At 69.6% G+C, this 17012-nt stretch carries 15 protein-coding genes; 10 read left to right on the top strand and 5 right to left on the bottom strand.

Going from position 1 to position 17012, the window contains the following annotated elements; all coding sequences use genetic code 11:
• Positions 1–43 precede the first annotated feature (43 nt).
• Positions 44–835 carry a polyphosphate--glucose phosphotransferase gene (gene ppgK, locus ACT3S3_RS07580; RefSeq protein ID WP_301443954.1) on the top strand — a complete coding sequence of 264 codons (792 nt, stop codon included), beginning with the start codon at positions 44–46 and terminating at the stop codon, positions 833–835.
• A gap of 102 nt (positions 836–937) precedes the next feature.
• Positions 938–2632, top strand: a complete 1695-nt coding sequence (locus tag ACT3S3_RS07575) for an RNA polymerase sigma factor (protein ID WP_444626557.1) — start codon at positions 938–940, stop codon at positions 2630–2632.
• Positions 2633–2744: 112 nt separating this feature from the next.
• Here ACT3S3_RS07575 and ACT3S3_RS07570 read toward each other — a convergent pair whose 3' ends face one another.
• Genes ACT3S3_RS07570 through ACT3S3_RS07560 form a run of 3 tightly spaced genes read right to left on the bottom strand, consistent with a single transcriptional unit; the run spans position 2745 to position 5131 of the window.
• Entirely contained in the window at positions 2745–3113 is a 369-nt protein-coding gene (locus tag ACT3S3_RS07570) for a hypothetical protein (protein WP_301443510.1), read from the bottom strand.
• A 39-nt stretch (positions 3114–3152) separates the two neighbouring features.
• On the bottom strand, positions 3153–4892 hold the full coding sequence (locus ACT3S3_RS07565; protein ID WP_441579507.1) for a DEAD/DEAH box helicase: 1740 nt from the start codon (positions 4890–4892) through the stop codon (positions 3153–3155).
• Entirely contained in the window at positions 4889–5131 is a 243-nt protein-coding gene (locus tag ACT3S3_RS07560) for a DUF3039 domain-containing protein (protein ID WP_301443508.1), read from the bottom strand. The genes ACT3S3_RS07565 and ACT3S3_RS07560 overlap by 4 nt, the downstream gene beginning before the upstream one ends.
• Before the next feature lie 112 nt (positions 5132–5243).
• Between ACT3S3_RS07560 and ACT3S3_RS07555 the strand changes: the two genes are divergently transcribed.
• The 6 genes from ACT3S3_RS07555 to galE all read left to right on the top strand — a co-directional run bounded on the left by ACT3S3_RS07555 (position 5244) and on the right by galE (position 10969).
• Entirely contained in the window at positions 5244–5693 is a 450-nt protein-coding gene (locus ACT3S3_RS07555) for a DUF3099 domain-containing protein (protein ID WP_301443507.1), read from the top strand.
• A complete protein-coding gene (locus ACT3S3_RS07550) occupies positions 5683–7269 on the top strand; it encodes a DUF7782 domain-containing protein (RefSeq protein WP_441579509.1) in 1587 nt (528 codons plus the stop codon). Before ACT3S3_RS07555 ends, ACT3S3_RS07550 begins: the two co-directional genes overlap by 11 nt.
• On the top strand, positions 7266–7769 hold the full coding sequence (locus tag ACT3S3_RS07545) for a D-aminoacyl-tRNA deacylase (protein WP_301443505.1): 504 nt from the start codon (positions 7266–7268) through the stop codon (positions 7767–7769). The genes ACT3S3_RS07550 and ACT3S3_RS07545 overlap by 4 nt, the downstream gene beginning before the upstream one ends.
• 203 nt (positions 7770–7972) lie before the next feature.
• Entirely contained in the window at positions 7973–9130 is a 1158-nt protein-coding gene (locus ACT3S3_RS07540; RefSeq protein ID WP_444626555.1) for a sigma-70 family RNA polymerase sigma factor, read from the top strand.
• A 144-nt stretch (positions 9131–9274) separates the two neighbouring features.
• Positions 9275–9964, top strand: a complete 690-nt coding sequence (locus ACT3S3_RS07535) for a metal-dependent transcriptional regulator (RefSeq protein WP_301442375.1) — start codon at positions 9275–9277, stop codon at positions 9962–9964.
• Positions 9965–9970: 6 nt separating this feature from the next.
• Complete coding sequence (gene galE, locus ACT3S3_RS07530; protein ID WP_301442374.1) at positions 9971–10969, top strand: UDP-glucose 4-epimerase GalE; 999 nt, start codon at positions 9971–9973, stop codon at positions 10967–10969.
• On the opposite strand, the gene ACT3S3_RS07525 is transcribed toward galE, so the two are convergent.
• Positions 10926–12251, bottom strand: coding sequence for a DUF4192 family protein (locus ACT3S3_RS07525; RefSeq protein ID WP_301442373.1), 1326 nt, complete (start codon positions 12249–12251; stop codon positions 10926–10928). The genes galE and ACT3S3_RS07525 overlap by 44 nt on opposite strands.
• Before the next feature lie 162 nt (positions 12252–12413).
• On the opposite strand from ACT3S3_RS07525, the gene ACT3S3_RS07520 reads away from it, so the two are divergent.
• The gene (locus tag ACT3S3_RS07520) at positions 12414–13469 is read left to right on the top strand and encodes a PAC2 family protein (RefSeq protein WP_444626553.1); all 1056 of its coding nucleotides are present in this window, start codon (positions 12414–12416) and stop codon (positions 13467–13469) included.
• An 8-nt stretch (positions 13470–13477) separates the two neighbouring features.
• Positions 13478–16033 carry a DEAD/DEAH box helicase gene (locus ACT3S3_RS07515; protein WP_301442371.1) on the top strand — a complete coding sequence of 852 codons (2556 nt, stop codon included), beginning with the start codon at positions 13478–13480 and terminating at the stop codon, positions 16031–16033.
• On the opposite strand, the gene ACT3S3_RS07510 is transcribed toward ACT3S3_RS07515, so the two are convergent.
• Entirely contained in the window at positions 16030–17004 is a 975-nt protein-coding gene (locus tag ACT3S3_RS07510) for a hydrogen peroxide-inducible genes activator (protein ID WP_301442370.1), read from the bottom strand. The two genes, ACT3S3_RS07515 and ACT3S3_RS07510, sit on opposite strands and share 4 nt — an antisense overlap.
• Positions 17005–17012 lie beyond the last annotated feature (8 nt).

The raw sequence follows: 17012 nt of genomic DNA, 5'->3' as shown, positions 1-17012 counted from the left end.
GGCGCACTGTCCGGTGTCCGCGGCTGCGGTAGCATGGGTACCCATGACAGACACAGCCAGCAATGGGCAGGAGTCGACCGCATTCGGGGTCGACATCGGGGGCAGTGGCATCAAGGGCGCACTGGTGGACCTGGGCACCGGAGAGTTCATCGGCGACCGCATCCGCATCGACACTCCCCGGCCCGCCACCCCGGAGGCCGTGGCGGACACGGTCGCCGACCTGCTCGACGAGGCCGGCTGGACGGGGCCCGTCGGCGTGACCGTGCCCGCCGTGGTGCGCGGCCAGGTCGCCCGGACGGCCGCGAACATCGACCCCGCGTGGATCGGCACGGACTGCCAGGAGCTCTTCGGCGGCCGGCTGACGGTCGACGGCTCGCCGCGCGCGGTCAGCGTCCTCAACGACGCCGACGCCGCCGGCATCGCCGAGACCGCCTACGGCAGCTCGGCGGATGGTGAGGACGGGACCGTCCTGTTCCTGACCTTCGGCACCGGCATCGGTTCGGCGTTGATCTACAACGGCACCCTGTTCCCCAACTCCGAGCTCGGCCACCTGAACTTCCCGGCCATGGACGCCGAGAAGTGGGCGTCGTCGGCGGTGCGCGACAACGAGAAGCTCAGCTACAAGGAGTGGGCCCGCCGGGTCGACCGGGTGCTCCACGAGTACGTGCGCATCCTCAACCCGTCGCGGATCATCGTCGGCGGCGGTATCTCCAAGAAGCACCACAAGTGGGTTCCTGAACTCACCGTGGACGTGGACGTGGTGCCCGCCACCCTGCTCAACCGGGCCGGGATCGTCGGGGCCGCGTTGGCCGTGACCCACGGAATGCGGCCCTGAACGCTGAAATTCAGCCCAACTGGGTTATAATGGGGGGTCGATTGTGCTCCTGACAAAGGACCACGCACTGCAAGTCCCCTGACCCCGCAAGAAAGGTCTTTCGTGGCGGCCCACACCAGTTCCACCTCCGGTAGCGACACCGAGGGCACCGACGCTCCCGGAACCCCGGCATCGTCGGCCGGTCGAAGGGTGGCCAAGAAGACCACCGCGAAGAAGGCCGTCCGTACGGCCACCCGCAAAGCAGCGTCGCCGGTGACTCCGGCGGCACAGCCGGCACCGGCCGCGAGCCCTGCCGCTGACGCCTCCCCCGCGGCGTCCACCGCCGGCGTCAACGCAGCGTCCCCGCAGGCCACGTCCGCCGAAGATGCGCCGAAGAAGACCGCCGCGAAGAAGGCGGCCACCAAGACCGCCAAGAAGACCGCGGCGAAGAAGACGGCCGCGAAGAAGACGACCCGCAAGTCCACGCGCAAGGCGGCGACCAAGACGGCCGCCCCCGCGTCCGGCGCCAAGGGTGCGTCCGCCACCAAGGACGCCGACCCGGCGGCCGGGGACGCGACCCTCGACAAGACCGCCACCGACGGCGTCACCGAGGACTCCGACGACGAGGACATCGACGGCCTCCCCGGCGACATCGAGATCGACGAGGACGACGTTGACGACGTTGACGACGTTGACGATGTCGATGACGTCGACGACGTCGAAGAGGCCTCGGACGGCGACGAGGACGCCGCCTCCCCCGCGGTCGTCACCCCCGCCGGCGCGGTCACCGACGGTGACGACGACGAGGAGGACGACAAGCCCGAGGCCGGCAGCTTCGTCTGGGACGAGGACGAGTCCGCCGCACTGCGCCAGGCCCGCAAGGACGCCGAGCTCACCGCCTCCGCCGACTCCGTGCGCGCCTACCTCAAGCAGATCGGCAAGGTCGCGCTGCTCAACGCCGAGCAGGAGGTCTCCCTGGCCAAGCGCATCGAGGCCGGCCTGTACGCCCACCACAAGATGGACGAGCTCAAGGCGAGCGGCGAGAAGGTGTCGCCGATGCAGCGCCGCGACTTCCGCGAGATCGAGCGCGACGGCCGCAAGGCCAAGAACCACCTGCTCGAGGCCAACCTGCGACTCGTGGTCTCCCTGGCCAAGCGCTACACCGGACGTGGCATGGCGTTCCTGGACCTCATCCAGGAGGGCAACCTCGGCCTGATCCGCGCGGTGGAGAAGTTCGACTACACCAAGGGCTACAAGTTCTCCACGTACGCCACCTGGTGGATCCGTCAGGCCATCACCCGTGCGATGGCCGACCAGGCCCGCACCATCCGCATCCCGGTGCACATGGTGGAGGTCATCAACAAGCTCGGCCGCATCCAGCGCGAGCTGCTGCAGGACCTCGGCCGCGAGCCCACCCCGGACGAGCTGGCCCGCGAGATGGACATCACCGTGGACAAGGTGCTGGAGATCCAGCAGTACGCCCGCGAGCCGATCTCCCTGGACCAGACCATCGGCGACGAGGGCGACAGCCAGCTCGGCGACTTCATCGAGGACTCCGAGGCCGTCATCGCCGTCGACGCGGTCAGTTTCACCCTGCTGCAGGACCAGCTGCAGGACGTGCTGCACACGCTCTCCGAGCGCGAGGCCGGCGTGGTCAAGCTGCGCTTCGGGCTCACCGACGGCATGCCGCGCACCCTCGACGAGATCGGGCAGGTCTACGGGGTCACCCGTGAGCGCATCCGTCAGATCGAGTCGAAGACGATGTCGAAGCTGCGCCACCCGTCGCGCTCCCAGGTGCTGCGCGACTACCTCGACTAGTCCGGCCGCGGCTCGGTCCGGACCGGCCCCGACACCACAGAACCCCTCCCGCCGTTCACGCGGCCGGAGGGGTTCGGTGTCTGTCCCGTCGGTGTCTGTCCCGTCGGGGTCTCTAGTCCTCGCCCCTGTTCTCCATGCAGGCGCGCACCTCGTCGGCGTCGTTCGACGAGCAGTCCTGCAACGTCTGCGCCGTGCTGTTGGTCACCACGCCGGACAGGGCCACCGCCACGATCGCCACGACCACCGCCGCCATCGGGTAGCCGCGCCCCAGACGCGGGGAACGTACCGCCACGATCAGCGCGACCAGGGCGATGGCCAGGACGACCACGCTGATGATCAGCCCGAGCCACGGGAACAGCGCGGCCGGCAGCGCGAGCACCGCCAGCACGATCGCCACCAGGCCGAGCCTCCCCTGTACCCGGGGCTGCTCCCCCGCCCCGTCTCGTCCGGTCGGTCGTGCTGCTCCCGTATTCTTCGCCATGCGGTCCAGCCTATCGGACGCCCCCTCGCGTCCCCACGCTCACCAGTCGCGCAGGTAGGCGATCCGGTCGTGCAGCTGCTCGGCGGTGCACAGCGCCGTCGGCGGGCCGCCGCAGTTACGGCGCACCTCGTTGTGGATCGCACCGTGCGGACGCCCGGTACGCTGCGACTTCGCGCCGACGAGGGCGTTGAGCTTCTTCCTCAGGCCCGGCAGCTCCTCGCTGGCGACCTTCTTCGTCTCGGCCTCCCCCGACTCCCCGGCGGAGTCCTTGCCGGAGTCCTTGCCGGCGGCGGCCGTCTCGGCCGCCTGCCTGGCCGCCTTGTCCCGGTTGTCCAGCTGGGAGGACTGCCGGGCACGCAGCAGCGTCCTCATCTGCTCGGCGTCCAGCAGGCCGGGCAGGCCGAGGTACTCCTGCTCCTCTGCGGAGCCGGTCATCGTGGCGGTGCCGTAGGTGGAGCCGTCGAAGATGAGGCTCTCCAGCTCCGCCTCGGCACCGAGGGTCTCGTAGCCGCCGAGCTCGTCCGGCTCGGACTCCTCCTTGTTGGCCTGGGCGAGCAGCTCGTCGTCCCAGCCCTCGTTGGGCCGGTCGGGCTTGCCGAGCACGTGGTTGCGCTGGCGTTCCATGTTGGACGCCAGGTCGAGCAGCACCGGCACGCTCGGCAGGAACACGCTGGCGGACTCGCCGGGGCGCCGCGAACGCACGAAACGTCCGATCGCCTGGGCGAAGAACAGCGGGGTGGACGCCGAGGTGGCGTACACGCCCACCGCCAGGCGTGGCACGTCCACGCCCTCGGAGACCATGCGCACCGCGACCATCCACAGGTCGGTGGAGTCGGAGAACTCCTTGATCCGGTCACTGGAGCCCTGCTCGTCGGAGAGCACCACGGTGACCTTCGTGCCGGTGAGCTTCTCCAGCATCGCGGCATAGGCGCGCGCGGTGGTGGTGTCGGTGGCGATGACCAGGCCGCCGGCGTCCGGGATCGACTCGCGCAGCTGCATCAGGCGGGTGTGCGCTGAGCTGAGCACCGCGGGGATCCACTCGCCCTTCGGGTCCAGGGCCGTCTTCCAGGCGCGCGCGGTCTGCTCCGCGTTCAACGGGGTGCCCAGGCGAGCCTCGTACTCCTCACCGGCGCTGTCTCGCCACCGGGCCTGCCCGGAGTAGGCCAGGAAGACCACCGGACGCACCACGCCGTCGGCCAGCGCGTCGGAGTAGCCGTAGGTGTAGTCGGACTGGGAGACCAACGACCCGTCGACGTCCTTGTACTCCACGAAGGGGATCACCGAGTCATCGGAGCGGAAGGGCGTACCGGTCAGCGCCAGCCGGCGTTCGGCCTGCTCGTAGGCGAACCGCACGCCGTCGCCCCAGCTCTTCGCGTCACCGGCGTGGTGGATCTCGTCGAGGATGACCAGGGTCTTGCGCGCGGTGGCGACCTGGTAGTGCTTGGTGGGCTTCATGCCGACCTGGGCGTAGGTCACCGCCACCCCGTCGTGGGCGTTGTTGACCGCCGAGGAGTTGGTGAACTCGGCGTCGATGGAGATGCCCTGGCGCGCCGCGGCCTGGGACCACTGCGTCTTGAGGTGCTCGGTGGGCACCACGATCACCACGCGCTGCACCGTGCGCGCGTCGAGCAGCATCCGCGCGACCGTCAGCGCGAACGTGGTCTTGCCCGCGCCCGGGGTCGCGACGGCGAGGAAGTCCTGCGGGGCGGTGTCGATGTAACGTCGGAGTGCGGCCTGCTGCCAGGCACGGAGCGTGCCGTATGCGGTGGCCCCACTCACTTCTTGCGGAGTCCCTGGTAGATGCTCTCGCAGTCGGGGCAGACCGGCGAGCCGGGCTTTGCCTGCTTGGTCACCGGAAAGGTCTCGCCGCAGAGTGCGACGACCATGCGTCCGTTGATCGCGGAGTCGACGATCTTGTCCTTCTTCACGTAGTGGAAGAACTTCGGGGTGTCGTCCGAGGTCTGGTCATCGGTCCGGACGTCGGGCCGCTCAATCGTTGTCGTTCCAGGAGTAGTCACGTCACCATAATGCCCCGCCCCTGCCGTGTTTTCCAGCCGTGCCGGTCGCGTGGCAGGTCGGGTGGCCGCACCGTTGGTTGTGGTTCGCGACGACAGGACTACGGTTGTCCCCATGTCCAACCACTCTGCCCGTCGCCGTCGTGGGGACGACGTCTCGGTGATCACCGACGCCCGGCGGTCCCCGTTGGACGACTGGCGTCACCGCCGTCGGCTCTACGCGGGCCTGCAACTGTCGCGTATCCCGTTGCTGGGTGCGGCGGTCGGCGCCTACGCGTGGTTGCACAGTCCCGCCCTCGCCGCGGTGTTCGCGGTGATCTCGCTCCCGCTGCCGTGGGTGGCGGTGCTGCTGGCCAACGAGAAGAGCGACGACCGGGAGAAGGGCGAGCCGAAGGTGTACAAGCCGGCGCTGGCCCGGCAGTACCGTGCCGCGGCCGCCGGACCACAGCTGGACGGCCCGGCCCGTGAGGAACTCGAGGGCCCGGCGGCGACGGGGTACACGGTGATCGACGCCGAACCTGAAGACACAGTAGATAAGGAACAGACAGAGGATCATGACCGTTGACGCACACTCCCCGGCCCTCGGGGATCTCGTCCTGGCCCTGACCACCCTGGACTACGGCACGCCCCTGCTGTTGTCCGCCCTGGGACGCGAAGGCTACGCGGAGGCACTGGCCGGCAACCCCGGCGGCGCGGTATGGCACCTCAACGAGCGCGACCAGCGTGAGGTCTGCGACGCCCGCGGCGTCCTGCTCACGCGCGCGTTCTTCCTGCGCGAGCCGGTGCCGCGCACCGCGCTGGCGGACGTCCTGGGCGCCGCGCTCGTCGACGCCCTCATCGACGCCGGGGCCCTGTTGGCGCAAGACGCTCAGGACACACAGCCCACTGTGCGCGCGCACGTCGACGTGCGGCCCGTCACCCACGACGTCCACGGTGCCCACGGCGCCGAGGTGCTCGTGGTGTCCGACCCGGACGCCTCGCTGGAGGAGTTCACCCCCGGCGACGACCACGTCCCCGGCGTCGGGCAGGCTCCGTTGACCCTGTTCAACCAGGTCCCGTCCGGGCCGGTGGACAGGCTGCTCGACCTGGGCACCGGTTCCGGTGTGCTGGCGCTGATGCTGGACGCGCGGCACACCGTGGCCACCGACGTCCACGACCGTGCGCTCGGTTTCGCCCGGGCGTCGCTGCGCTCGAGCACCGGCAGGGAGGTCGACTGGCGTTGCGGCAGCTGGTTCGAGCCGGTCGAGGGCGAGGAATTCGACCGGATCGTCTCCAACCCACCGTTCGTCGTCGGGCCGGCGCAGGACGGCCAGATCTACCGTGACTCCGGCCTCGGGCTGGACGACGCCACCCGCACCGTGGTGCAGGGGGCCGCGGCCCACCTCTCCCCCGGTGGCACCGCGCACCTGCTCGGCGCGTGGGCCACCTCCCTGTCGGAGTCCGCGGCCAGCCGCGTCGCCGGCTGGATCCCCGCCGAGGGCGTCCGCGCCTGGGTCGTCCAGCGCGACGAGGTCTCCCCCTCCGTCTACGTGCGCACCTGGACCGCCGACGCCTCCCTCGACCTGCGCTCGCCGCAGGGGCGCAGGCGGGTGGCCGACTGGTTGTCCTACCTCAAGGAGCACGACATCGCCCGGATCGGGATGGGCTACGTGCACCTGCAGCGTATCGACGGGCCCTCCGAGGTCACCTTCGAGGCGCTGGACTCCCCCGACCTCGGTTTCTTCGGCGACGAGGTCGCCGAGTACTTCCTGCGCGCGGGGTGGCTGGCCGAACAGGACGGCGACGACCTCCTGGACGCCCGCTACCAGGTGCGTCCGGGCCTGGCCCGGGAATCCGTGGAGCTCTCCCGCAGCGGTGCCCAGGCCGACGACGGGTTCACCGAACCGGGTTTCGTCCCCGAGGTCGTCCGTGTCACCCGCACCGACGGTCCCGGTTTCAGCCATGACATCGACGCCCCGCTGTCGGCCGTGCTGGCCGGGCTCACGCCGGACGGGCTGACCCTGCGCGACACCGCCGAACTGTACTGCGCCGTCAACGACCTCGACGAGGAGGCGTTCACCGGGGCCCTGACCCCGCTCGTCGTGGACCTGGTGCGACACGGCGTGGTGCTGCCCGCCGAGTTGGTCGAGGTGCAGCGGTGAAGGCGGTCGTCAGCACGGTGAAGGACGCCAGCGTCACCGTGGACGGCGAGGTCGTCGGCGCGGTCGACGGCAACCGCGACGGCGCCGGGCGCGGCGCGTTGCTCGCGCTCGTCGGCGCCGGACGCGAGGACGGCCCGGACGCCTGGCGCACCGTGGCGCGCAAGATCGCCGAGCTGCGGCTGCTCGTCCCCGCCGGACAAACAGAAGACGCAGAAGACGCCGGTGCGTCCGGTACCGTGCGGCGCGATGCCGGCGCGCAGGACAACGGCGCCGAGGTCCTGGTGGTCAGCCAGTTCACGCTGATGGGGAGCACCGCCAAGGGCCGCAGGCCGTCCTGGTCGGCGGCCGCGCCCGGGCCGGACGCGGAGACCGCGATCAACCTGATCGTCGAGGAGCTGCGCCGGCGCGGACTGCGGGTGGAGACCGGCCGGTTCGGCGCGATGATGGACGTGGCGTCGACGAACGACGGGCCGTACACCGTGATCGTCGAAGCGTCCTGAGGACGGGCGACCTCCCCGCCCCACCACCCCCGGATGAGGGGTCCCGGAAGTACTTTTACCCGCGTACTCACCTGCGGTTTCCTGCGATCACACCGCGATCGTAATCTGCCCGTGACCAAGGACACGTAGCCCCGGAACATTTCGACGCGATCGCCCGTTGGACTGTGCAGAGCTTCCGACACCTAACCCAGGAGGTCAACCAGATGGGCACCCGCACGACGAAGAACTCCGGCACACCGGAGGAGAACGACATCCTGGAGACCACCCGTGACACCGGGGACGCCCCGGCGGAGATCGGGGACACCACCACGTCACACGCAGATACCACGCCCGGGGAGACCTCCGGCGAGGCGAGCACCGAAGCGACCGACGAGACGTCCACCGAGGATACGGCCGAGGACACCACCGAGGTCACGGAGGACAAGGGCCGTCGACGGGGCAACAACGAGAACCCCTCGGCCGACCTGGTCCGCGTCTACCTCAACGGCATCGGCAAGACCGCACTGCTCACCGCGGACGACGAGGTTGAGCTGTCCAAGCGGATCGAGGTCGGCCTCTACGCGGAGCACCTCCTGGAGAACGGTGACAAGCTGACCCGTGCCGCCAAGCGCGACATGAAGGTCCTGGCCCGTGAGGGTCGCGCCGCCCGCACGCACCTGCTGGAGGCCAACCTGCGTCTGGTGGTGTCGCTGGCCAAGCGCTACACCGGTCGCGGCATGCCGCTGCTGGACCTGATCCAGGAGGGCAACCTGGGGCTGATCCGCGCGATGGAGAAGTTCGACTACGCCAAGGGCTTCAAGTTCTCCACCTACGCGACCTGGTGGATCCGCCAGGCGATCACCCGCGGCATGGCCGACCAGTCGCGGACCATCCGACTGCCCGTGCACCTGGTCGAGCAGGTCAACAAGCTCTCCCGGATCAAGCGCGAGATGTACCAGCACCTGGGCCGTGAGGCCACGAACGAGGAGCTGGCCGACGAGTCCGGCATCGACGAGTCGAAGATCGAGATGCTGCTCAAGCAGTCCCGTGACCCGGTGAGCCTGGACATGCCCGTCGGCTCGGACGAGGAGGCGCCGCTGGGCGACTTCATCGAGGACTCCGAGGCCACCGACGCCGAGGCCGCCGTGGTCGCCTCGCTGCGCCACTCCGACGTGCGCGCTGTGCTCGACACCCTCGAGGAGCGCGAGCAGGACGTCATCAAACTGCGCTACGGCCTGGACGACGGGATGCCGCGCACCCTGGACCAGATCGGCCGCAGCTTCGGGCTGTCCCGCGAGCGCGTCCGCCAGATCGAGCGCGAGGTCATGACCAAGCTGCGCGAGGGCGACCGGGCCGCCCGACTGCGCGAGTACGCGGTCTAGAAGCGGCGGGCCGTACACCCGCCGGACCGCGCTCCCACCTGCCCGGTGAACCGTGTACGTTATAGGGCACCACTGTGTGAACAAACCCCTGAACGCGCCCGTCGTACTGCACGGTCGTGTTAGTCAGAGAAAGGCCATGGTCGAGTGAAGGACCTCGTCGATACCACCGAGATGTACCTCCGGACGATCTACGAACTGGAGGAGGAGGGCATTCCCCCGCTCCGCGCACGCATCGCCGAGCGTCTTGAGCAGTCCGGCCCGACCGTGAGCCAGACCGTGGCCCGCATGGAGCGCGACAACCTCCTGTGGATCGCGGACGACCGCTCCCTGAAGCTCACCGAGGAAGGCCGCGACCACGCGACCGCCGTGATGCGCAAGCACCGTCTCGCCGAGCGACTGCTGGTCGACGTCATCGGACTGCCCTGGGAGTCCGTCCACGACGAGGCCTGCCGCTGGGAGCACGTGATGGGTGACGAGGTCGAGAAGCGGCTGCTGGCCGTCCTCGACGACCACAGCACCTCCCCGTTCGGCAACCCGGTCCCCGGCCTGGAGAAGCTGGGCGAGGCGTCCATCGCCGACCCCGCCGACTCCCATCGCGCCTCGGACATCGACCTGAGCTCGCCGCGCAAGGCGACGATCGTCAGCTTCAACGAGATCGTCCAGGTCGAGCACAAGGTGATCGGCAAGCTGGGCCAGTACGACATCCGCCCGGGGACCTCGGTCACCATCCAGGACACCCCGGACGGTCTCACCCTGGAGAACCCGGAAGGTGCCAGCGTGGTCGTCCCCGAGGAGCTCGGGCACGCCATCCGTATCGTCCTCGAAGGGAACTAGTCGCTGATGGGACTCATTGACGGCGGGCACGTGCTCGTCACCGGCGGCGCCGGCTACGTCGGAAGCGTCTGCGCCACCGTGCTGGTCGAGCAGGGCTACCGGGTGACCGTCATCGACGATCTGTCAACCGGCAACCGTGAGGCCGTCCCCGCCGGGGCGACCTTCCTGGAGGGCGACGTCCTGGACCGCGCCCCGGAGGTCCTGGCCGACGACTGCGCGGCGGTCTTCCACTTCGCGGCGAAGTCCCTGGTGGGCGAGTCCGTGCAGGCCCCCGATATCTACTGGCACGGCAACGTGGTCACCTCGTTGAAGCTGCTGGACCTGATGCGGGACAACGGTGTCGACAACCTGGTCTTCTCCTCCACCGCCGCCTGCTACGGCGAACCCGCCTCGGTGCCGATCACCGAGGACATGCCCACCGCACCGACGAACCCCTACGGGGCGTCGAAGCTGTCGATCGACCAGATCATCACCTCCTACGCCGACGCCTACGGGCTGGGCGCGACGAGCCTGCGCTACTTCAACGTCGCCGGCGCGTACGGCTCCACCGGTGAGAACCGTGCCGTGGAGACCCACCTGATCCCCCTGGTCCTGCAGGTCGCCCTGGAGGCCCGGGAGCAGATCATGATCTTCGGCGACGACTGGCCCACCCCGGACGGCACCTGTGTCCGCGACTACATCCACATCAGGGACCTCGCGGACGCCCACCTGTTGGCCGCCCGGTCGAACACCTCCGGTGAGCACCGCATCTTCAACCTGGGTTCCGGCGACGGCTACAGCGTGCAGCAGGTCATCGACACCTGCCGCGAGGTCACCGGCCACCCGATCCCCGCGGTGACCGCACCTCGTCGTGCCGGTGATCCCGCGACCCTGATCGCCTCGTCCGCCCGCGCGGTGGACGCGTTGGGGTGGACCCCGACGCGCAGCGACCTGGGCACGATCGTCCGGGACGCCTGGGACTTCACCTCCCAGCTCGGCGATCGAGCGCACTTCGCACGGCGCTGACCGCCCTGCGGTCCACCAGCGACGCCAGCGTGCCCGCCCGGTCGGTGTCCTTCCCACCGGAGCGGGCGATCTGCGCGTCGATGTGTTCCATTCCCTGACCGACCACGCCGCCCACGAGTCTGGCGGCGGTCCCGTCTGCCACGCCCTCCCACAGCACCCCTGCCAGTGAGAGGGTCAGCAGGTCGTTGCGCAGCGCGCCCGCGTCGGTCGTCGGCTCCGGCGCCGGAGACGCCCCACCGTCGCTCCACATCTCCTCCGTGCAGCGCCGCGCCGCCCGGTGCCCCAGGGCGCCGTGGTTGCCGCACCACCCCAGGAAGGCGATGAGCAGCAACGCCCGGCCCCGGAGCGAACCCCGACCCAGGGTCGCGGCCTCCAACAGGATTCCGAGCACCACCCCCGACTGCCCTGCGGCGCCGAGGGCGACCAGCGTCGGGAACAACGACGCACTGGTGCAGAACTCGAACAACCGCTCAGCCGTTCCAGGGCGCTCCGCCAGCATCCGGCGCACCTCCCGGCGGGTGAGGGTGACCCGCTGGCGGCCCACCGGCATCCACCGGTCCACCGTCACGGCGATCTGCGCGACCGTCTCGCACACGTCCGCGGAGTTCCAGGGTCCCCCGTCCGACTTCGCGGCCGCTCCCGTCGTCCAGCTCGCCGGCAGGAGTGCCGCGAGGTCCTCGTCGTCCTCGGGATCGAGCTCCCGGTCCATCGACTCCGAGGTGCGCTGGGGGTCTCGCACCGTGGAGCACCCCGACGCCACGACGGGGCCCTCGGCGGGATCGTCCACGGTGCCCTCATGGACCACCGTCCACCCGCAGGCGGCGCCGGACGGTTCGACCTGACGCCACCGGGCGCCGGCGGTGATGCCGTCGGTGACGAACATGGCGTTGATCTTCACCGCGGCGTCGCCGAGGGTCAGCGCGGCACCGGCCAGCACATCCACCACGGCGCTGCGCAGTGGCCACGACCGTCGAGTGGTCACCACGACCATGGCGGAGGCCCCGGGCATGTCGTAGAGCGAGCGCGCCAGCGCCTCGGCGCCGGTCCGGGCCGCCCCCTCGACGAGGTCGGTGCGCACGACCGGGCCGAGGGACTCGAGCTGCTCACCGTGACTGCTCAGACCGACGAGCACGATGCTTTCGGTAGGCGTGAAGCCCAGCAGGGCGGGGACGGCGCCGATGAGTCCGCCGGGACCGCCGTCGATCACGACGGGGCCGTCCGTGGCGCCCGGGCGTGCGGGAATGTCGCGGGTTCTCGGGGTGTTGTGGTGTGTGGAAGTCATGGAGACATCCTCCACCGGAGGGCCGGTCACGACCCCTCCGTGCGACTGGTCCGACCAGGAGCGTGTGGATAAACCGGACCCTGTGGATATCCGCCGGGTCGACAGGCGCGACTGGTAGAGTAGATCCACTGCGTCGCACGTCAGTGAAGGGAGTACGCGCACATGTCCGACAGCAACCGTATGTACGAACTCGAGTACCCGGGCCCCTCGGCCCACTCCGTCGACGGTGAGGACGGACTCTCGATGGTCGTCGCGCTCCAGGGCTACGCCGATGCCGGTCGGGGCGTGCAACAGGCCAGCCAGCACCTGCTGCAGGCACTCGACCACGCCACCGTGGCAACCTTCAACGTCGACGAACTCATCGACTACCGCTCCCGGCGTCCCGGCGTCACCCTCGACAACGGGCGCGTCGTGGGCCGCGAGAGCCTGGCACTGACCCTGCACCGCATGGAGGACTCCGACGGTCGGCCGTTCATGCTCCTCTCCGGCCCCGAGCCGGACCTCCGCTGGGAGGCCTTCAGCCGGGCGGTGGCAGAACTCGCCGCACGTTCCGGTGTGGACCGGGTGGTGTCGATGTACGCCGCGCCGATGACGGTGCCGCACACCCGGCCGCTGATCGTCTCGGCGCACTCCTCCGACCCCTCGCTGACCGAAGGGCTGCACACCTGGGACTCGCGGATGATGGTCCCCGGGGCGGCGATGCTCGACGTGGAGCTGCTGCTGTCGCGCAAGGGACTGACCACCGTGGGGCTCACCGCGCACGTGCCCCACTACATCGCGGCCTCCGACTACCCGGAGGCGGCGTACGGTCTGCTGCACGCGCTGGAGTCCGTCAGCGACCTCAACCTCCCGCTGCGTGCCCTGGAAGCCGACATGGACAAGGTCCGCCAGCAGCTCGCCGACCAGGTCGACGACTCCACGGAGATCGCGTCCGTGGTCGGGGCCCTGGAGCGCCAGTACGACGAGGAGCAGTCGCGCCTGCGTCAACGCGACGACCGCCGCCGTGGCCTCGACAACGCCGGTGACGACGGCGACGCAGGTCAGAACGCCCTGCTGGCACCCGGTCAGGAGGTGCCGTCCGGCGAAGAGATCAGCGCCGAGGTCGAGCGCTTCCTCGCCGGCACCACCGACGATTTCGACGGCGACGACACCGGCGACGGCGAAGACCCCGACGACTCCGACGACCCCGACGACCCCGACTCCGACTCCGACAGGTAACTACCCAGGTGACGACCCCCGTATCCGACCCCACGCTCTCCGGACTCCTCCCCGATCTCGCCGAGGTTCCGGAGAGTCTCGTCGACGACGCCGTCCTCGAGTCCTTCCTCGCCTGGGCTCGCGACCGGGGGTTGAGCCCCTACCCCGCCCAGGAGGAGGCGGCGATGGCGCTGGCCTCCGGCGACAACGTCATCCTGGCGACACCGACCGGCTCGGGCAAGTCCCTCGTGGCGACCGCGGCACACTTCATCGCCCTGGCCCACGGGAAGCGCACCTTCTACACCGCGCCGATCAAGGCCCTGGTCAGTGAGAAGTTCTTCTCCCTGTGCGAGATCTTCGGCCCCGCCAACGTCGGCATGATGACCGGTGACGCCACCGTCAACGGCAAGGCACCGGTCATCTGCGCCACCGCCGAGGTCGTGGCGAACATCGCCCTGCGTGACGGTGCTGCGGCCGAGATCGACCAGGTGGTGATGGACGAGTTCCACTACTACTCCGAACCGGACCGCGGCTGGGCCTGGCAGGTCCCGCTGCTGAGCCTGCCCAAGGCACAGTTCCTGCTGATGAGCGCCACCCTGGGCGACACCGCCTGGCTGGAGAAGGACCTCACCCGCCGTACCGGACGGCCCACCACCCCGGTGACCGGCACCGTGCGCCCGGTGCCGCTGGACTTCGACTTCGTCTACACACCCGTCCACGAGACCCTCGAGGAGCTCGTCGACAAGGGCCGGGCGCCCGTCTACATCGTGCACTTCTCACAGCGTGAGGCCGTGGAACGCGCCCAGGCGCTGACGAGCATGAACTTCGTCGACAAGGAGCGCAAGGCCGCGATCGCCGAGGCGATCGGCGGCTTCCGGTTCACCTCCGCCTTCGGCAAGACGCTGTCCGGTCTGCTGCGCAAGGGCATCGGCATCCACCACGCCGGCATGCTGCCGAAGTACCGACGGCTCGTCGAGAAACTCGCCCAGCAGGGGCTGCTCACCGTGATCTCCGGGACCGACACACTGGGTGTGGGCATCAACGTGCCGATCCGCACGGTCCTGATGACCGGGCTGGCGAAGTACGACGGGATCAAGCACCGCATCCTGAAGTCCCGGGAGTTCCACCAGATCGCCGGACGAGCCGGACGCGCCGGCTACGACACCGAGGGCACGGTCATCGTCGAGGCCCCGGAACACGAGATCGAGAACTTCCGCCTCCGCGAGCGCGCCGGCTCGGACCCGAAGAAGCTGAAGAAGCTCCGCAAGAAGTCCGCCCCCGAGGGTCGGGCCACGTGGTCGAAGTCGACGTTCGAGCGTCTGACCACCGCCGAGCCGGAAGAACTCGTCAGCCAGTTCCAGATGTCGCACTCCATGCTGATCAACGTGATCGCCCGCGACCAGTGGACGTATGACGCGCTGAAGGGCCTGCTGCGCGACAACCACGACACGCGAGCGAAGCAGAACCGCGACATCCTGACCACCATCGACCTCTACCGGGGCCTGCTGCGCACCGACATCGTCGAGGAGTACGACGCCGACACCCCGTCCGGCAAGGACGCCAGGCTCACCCGCGAGTTGCAGCGTGACTTCGCGCTGAACCAGCCGCTGTCCCCTTTCGCCCTGGCGGCGTTCGACCTGCTGGACCCGGAGTCGGACAGCTACACCCTCGACGTGATCAGCACGGTCGAGGCGATCCTGGACAACCCGAACCAGATCCTGTCCGCCCAGCAGCGCGAAGCCCGCGGCCAGGAGATCGCGGCGCTGAAGGCCGAGGGCGTCGACTACACCGAACGCATGGCCCTCGTCGAGGACATCACCTGGCCGAAGCCGCTGGAGGAGGAACTCGAGCAGGCCTACGACATCTTCTGCGAGTCCAACCCGTGGGCGTCCGAGTTCGACCTCTCCCCGAAGTCGGTGGTCCGCGAGATGATCGAGAAGGCGATGACCTTCTCCGACCTCGTGGCGACCTACAACCTGGCGCGGTCGGAGGGAGTCGTGCTGCGGTACCTCACGGACGCCTGGCGCACGCTGTCGCACACCGTACCCCCGGAGCACCGCAGCGAGGAGCTCGAGGACATCGTGGTGTGGTTGGGCGAGCTCATCCGCCAGGTGGACTCCTCCCTGGTCGACGAGTGGTCGGCGATGGCCGACCCGGACGCCCCGGCGACCGAGGAACAGGTCGCCGAGCACGCCTTCGGCGTCGACGACCCCTCCCTGCTCAGCTCCAACCCCCGCGCGCTGCGGCGCATGGTGCGCAACCACTTCTTCCGCCACGTGGAGCTCTTCGCCTTCGAGAAGGAGGGCCAGCTGGCGGAGATGGACGACTACCTCACCGCCGCCCCCGACTGGCCGGCGGAGCTGGACGCGTACTTCGACGAGTACTCCGACATCGGCGTCGACGCCGCCGCCCGCTCACCCGAACTCATCCTGGTCAAGGAAGAGGGACGGCACTGGACGGTGCGGCAGATCCTGGACGACCCGGAGGGCGACCACGGGTGGGCCTTCGAGGGTGTGGTGGACCTCGACGCCTCCGACGAGGCCGGTGACGTGCGGCTCAGCGAGTTGCGCGTGGTCCGCGGCTAGCTTCTGGGTCCCAGGTTCGACTCCAGCACCTCACGGTTGCGGGCCAGCGCCGACTCGTAGGCCGACGCAACGACCGCCCCGATGGCGTGGAAGGCATCGGCACGGTTGGAGCTGGTGCGGTGGCTCAACGTCACCGTGCGTCCGGCGGTGGCCGCGCCTCCCTCGAAGGTGGCCAAGGTTAATCCGGGCCGGTCGCACTCTGCGGACACCGCGCTCAACGGAACCAGGGTCGATCCCAGGCCACCGATCACGCACTGCACCACCGTGGACAGGCTTGCCGCCCTGGTCACCGAGTGCGCCGGGTCGACCGTCAACGACACCGAGCGGCACAGGTCCAGGACCTGGTCGCGCAGGCAGTGGCCGTCGTCCAGCAGCAGGAAGTCCAGGTCCTGGAGGTCGTCGAGCGAGAGGTCGCGCCGCCCGGCGAGCGGGTGTCCCTCGGGCAGGACAACCACGAACTCCTCGCGGTACAGCTCGATCTGTTCGACTCCCGCACCGGAGACCGGCGACGCCACGACGACGGCGTCCAGTCCCCCGTTCTTCAGCGAGTCGATCAGGTTGGTCGTCTTGTCCTCGACGATCTTCGGTTCCAGATCCGGTGCCGTCGTCGGCAAGGACCGGAGGAACGCCGGCAGGACGAACGGGGCGATCGTGGGGATCATGCCCAGCGACATCGAGCCCGACAGCCCGCCCTGGGCCCCGCGCGCGTGGCCGGTGAAGCTGTCCATGCTGTCCAGCGTGGCTTGGGCGAACGGCAGCAGCTCGCGTCCGATCTCCGTGACGATGACCCGCCGGGTCGAGCGCTCGATGAGCTGGACACCCAGGCCGCTCTCGAGTGCCGCGAGCCCCTGCGACAGCGACGGCTGGGAGATCCCCAACTGTTGGGCGGCGACGCCGAAGTGTCCGTGCTCGGCAACGGTGGCGAAGGTCCTGAGTTGAGCGATCGTCGGCCGGTAATCCTTATTGACCATGCCTATGA

The sequence above is a fragment of the Corynebacterium sp. AOP40-4SA-5 genome (assembly GCF_052377355.1).
In the GTDB taxonomy this organism is placed as follows: Bacteria; Actinomycetota; Actinomycetes; order Mycobacteriales; family Mycobacteriaceae; genus Corynebacterium.
The sequence above is the reverse complement of the archived record's forward strand: the minus strand, read 5'-3'. Positions and strand labels throughout refer to the sequence as shown.

Bases quoted from the DNA above. Each gene is read 5' to 3' on its own strand.
- ACT3S3_RS07510 (WP_301442370.1), bottom strand. From the start codon at position 17,004: ATGGTCAATAAGGATTACCGGCCGACGATCGCTCAACTCAGGACCTTC.
- ACT3S3_RS07520 (WP_444626553.1), top strand. From the start codon at position 12,414: ATGTCCGACAGCAACCGTATGTACGAACTCGAGTACCCGGGCCCCTCG.
- ACT3S3_RS07540 (WP_444626555.1), top strand. From the start codon at position 7,973: ATGGGCACCCGCACGACGAAGAACTCCGGCACACCGGAGGAGAACGAC.
- galE (WP_301442374.1), top strand. From the start codon at position 9,971: ATGGGACTCATTGACGGCGGGCACGTGCTCGTCACCGGCGGCGCCGGC.
- ACT3S3_RS07570 (WP_301443510.1), bottom strand. From the start codon at position 3,113: ATGGCGAAGAATACGGGAGCAGCACGACCGACCGGACGAGACGGGGCG.
- ACT3S3_RS07555 (WP_301443507.1), top strand. From the start codon at position 5,244: ATGTCCAACCACTCTGCCCGTCGCCGTCGTGGGGACGACGTCTCGGTG.
- ACT3S3_RS07550 (WP_441579509.1), top strand. From the start codon at position 5,683: ATGACCGTTGACGCACACTCCCCGGCCCTCGGGGATCTCGTCCTGGCC.
- ppgK (WP_301443954.1), top strand. From the start codon at position 44: ATGACAGACACAGCCAGCAATGGGCAGGAGTCGACCGCATTCGGGGTC.
- ACT3S3_RS07525 (WP_301442373.1), bottom strand. From the start codon at position 12,251: ATGACTTCCACACACCACAACACCCCGAGAACCCGCGACATTCCCGCA.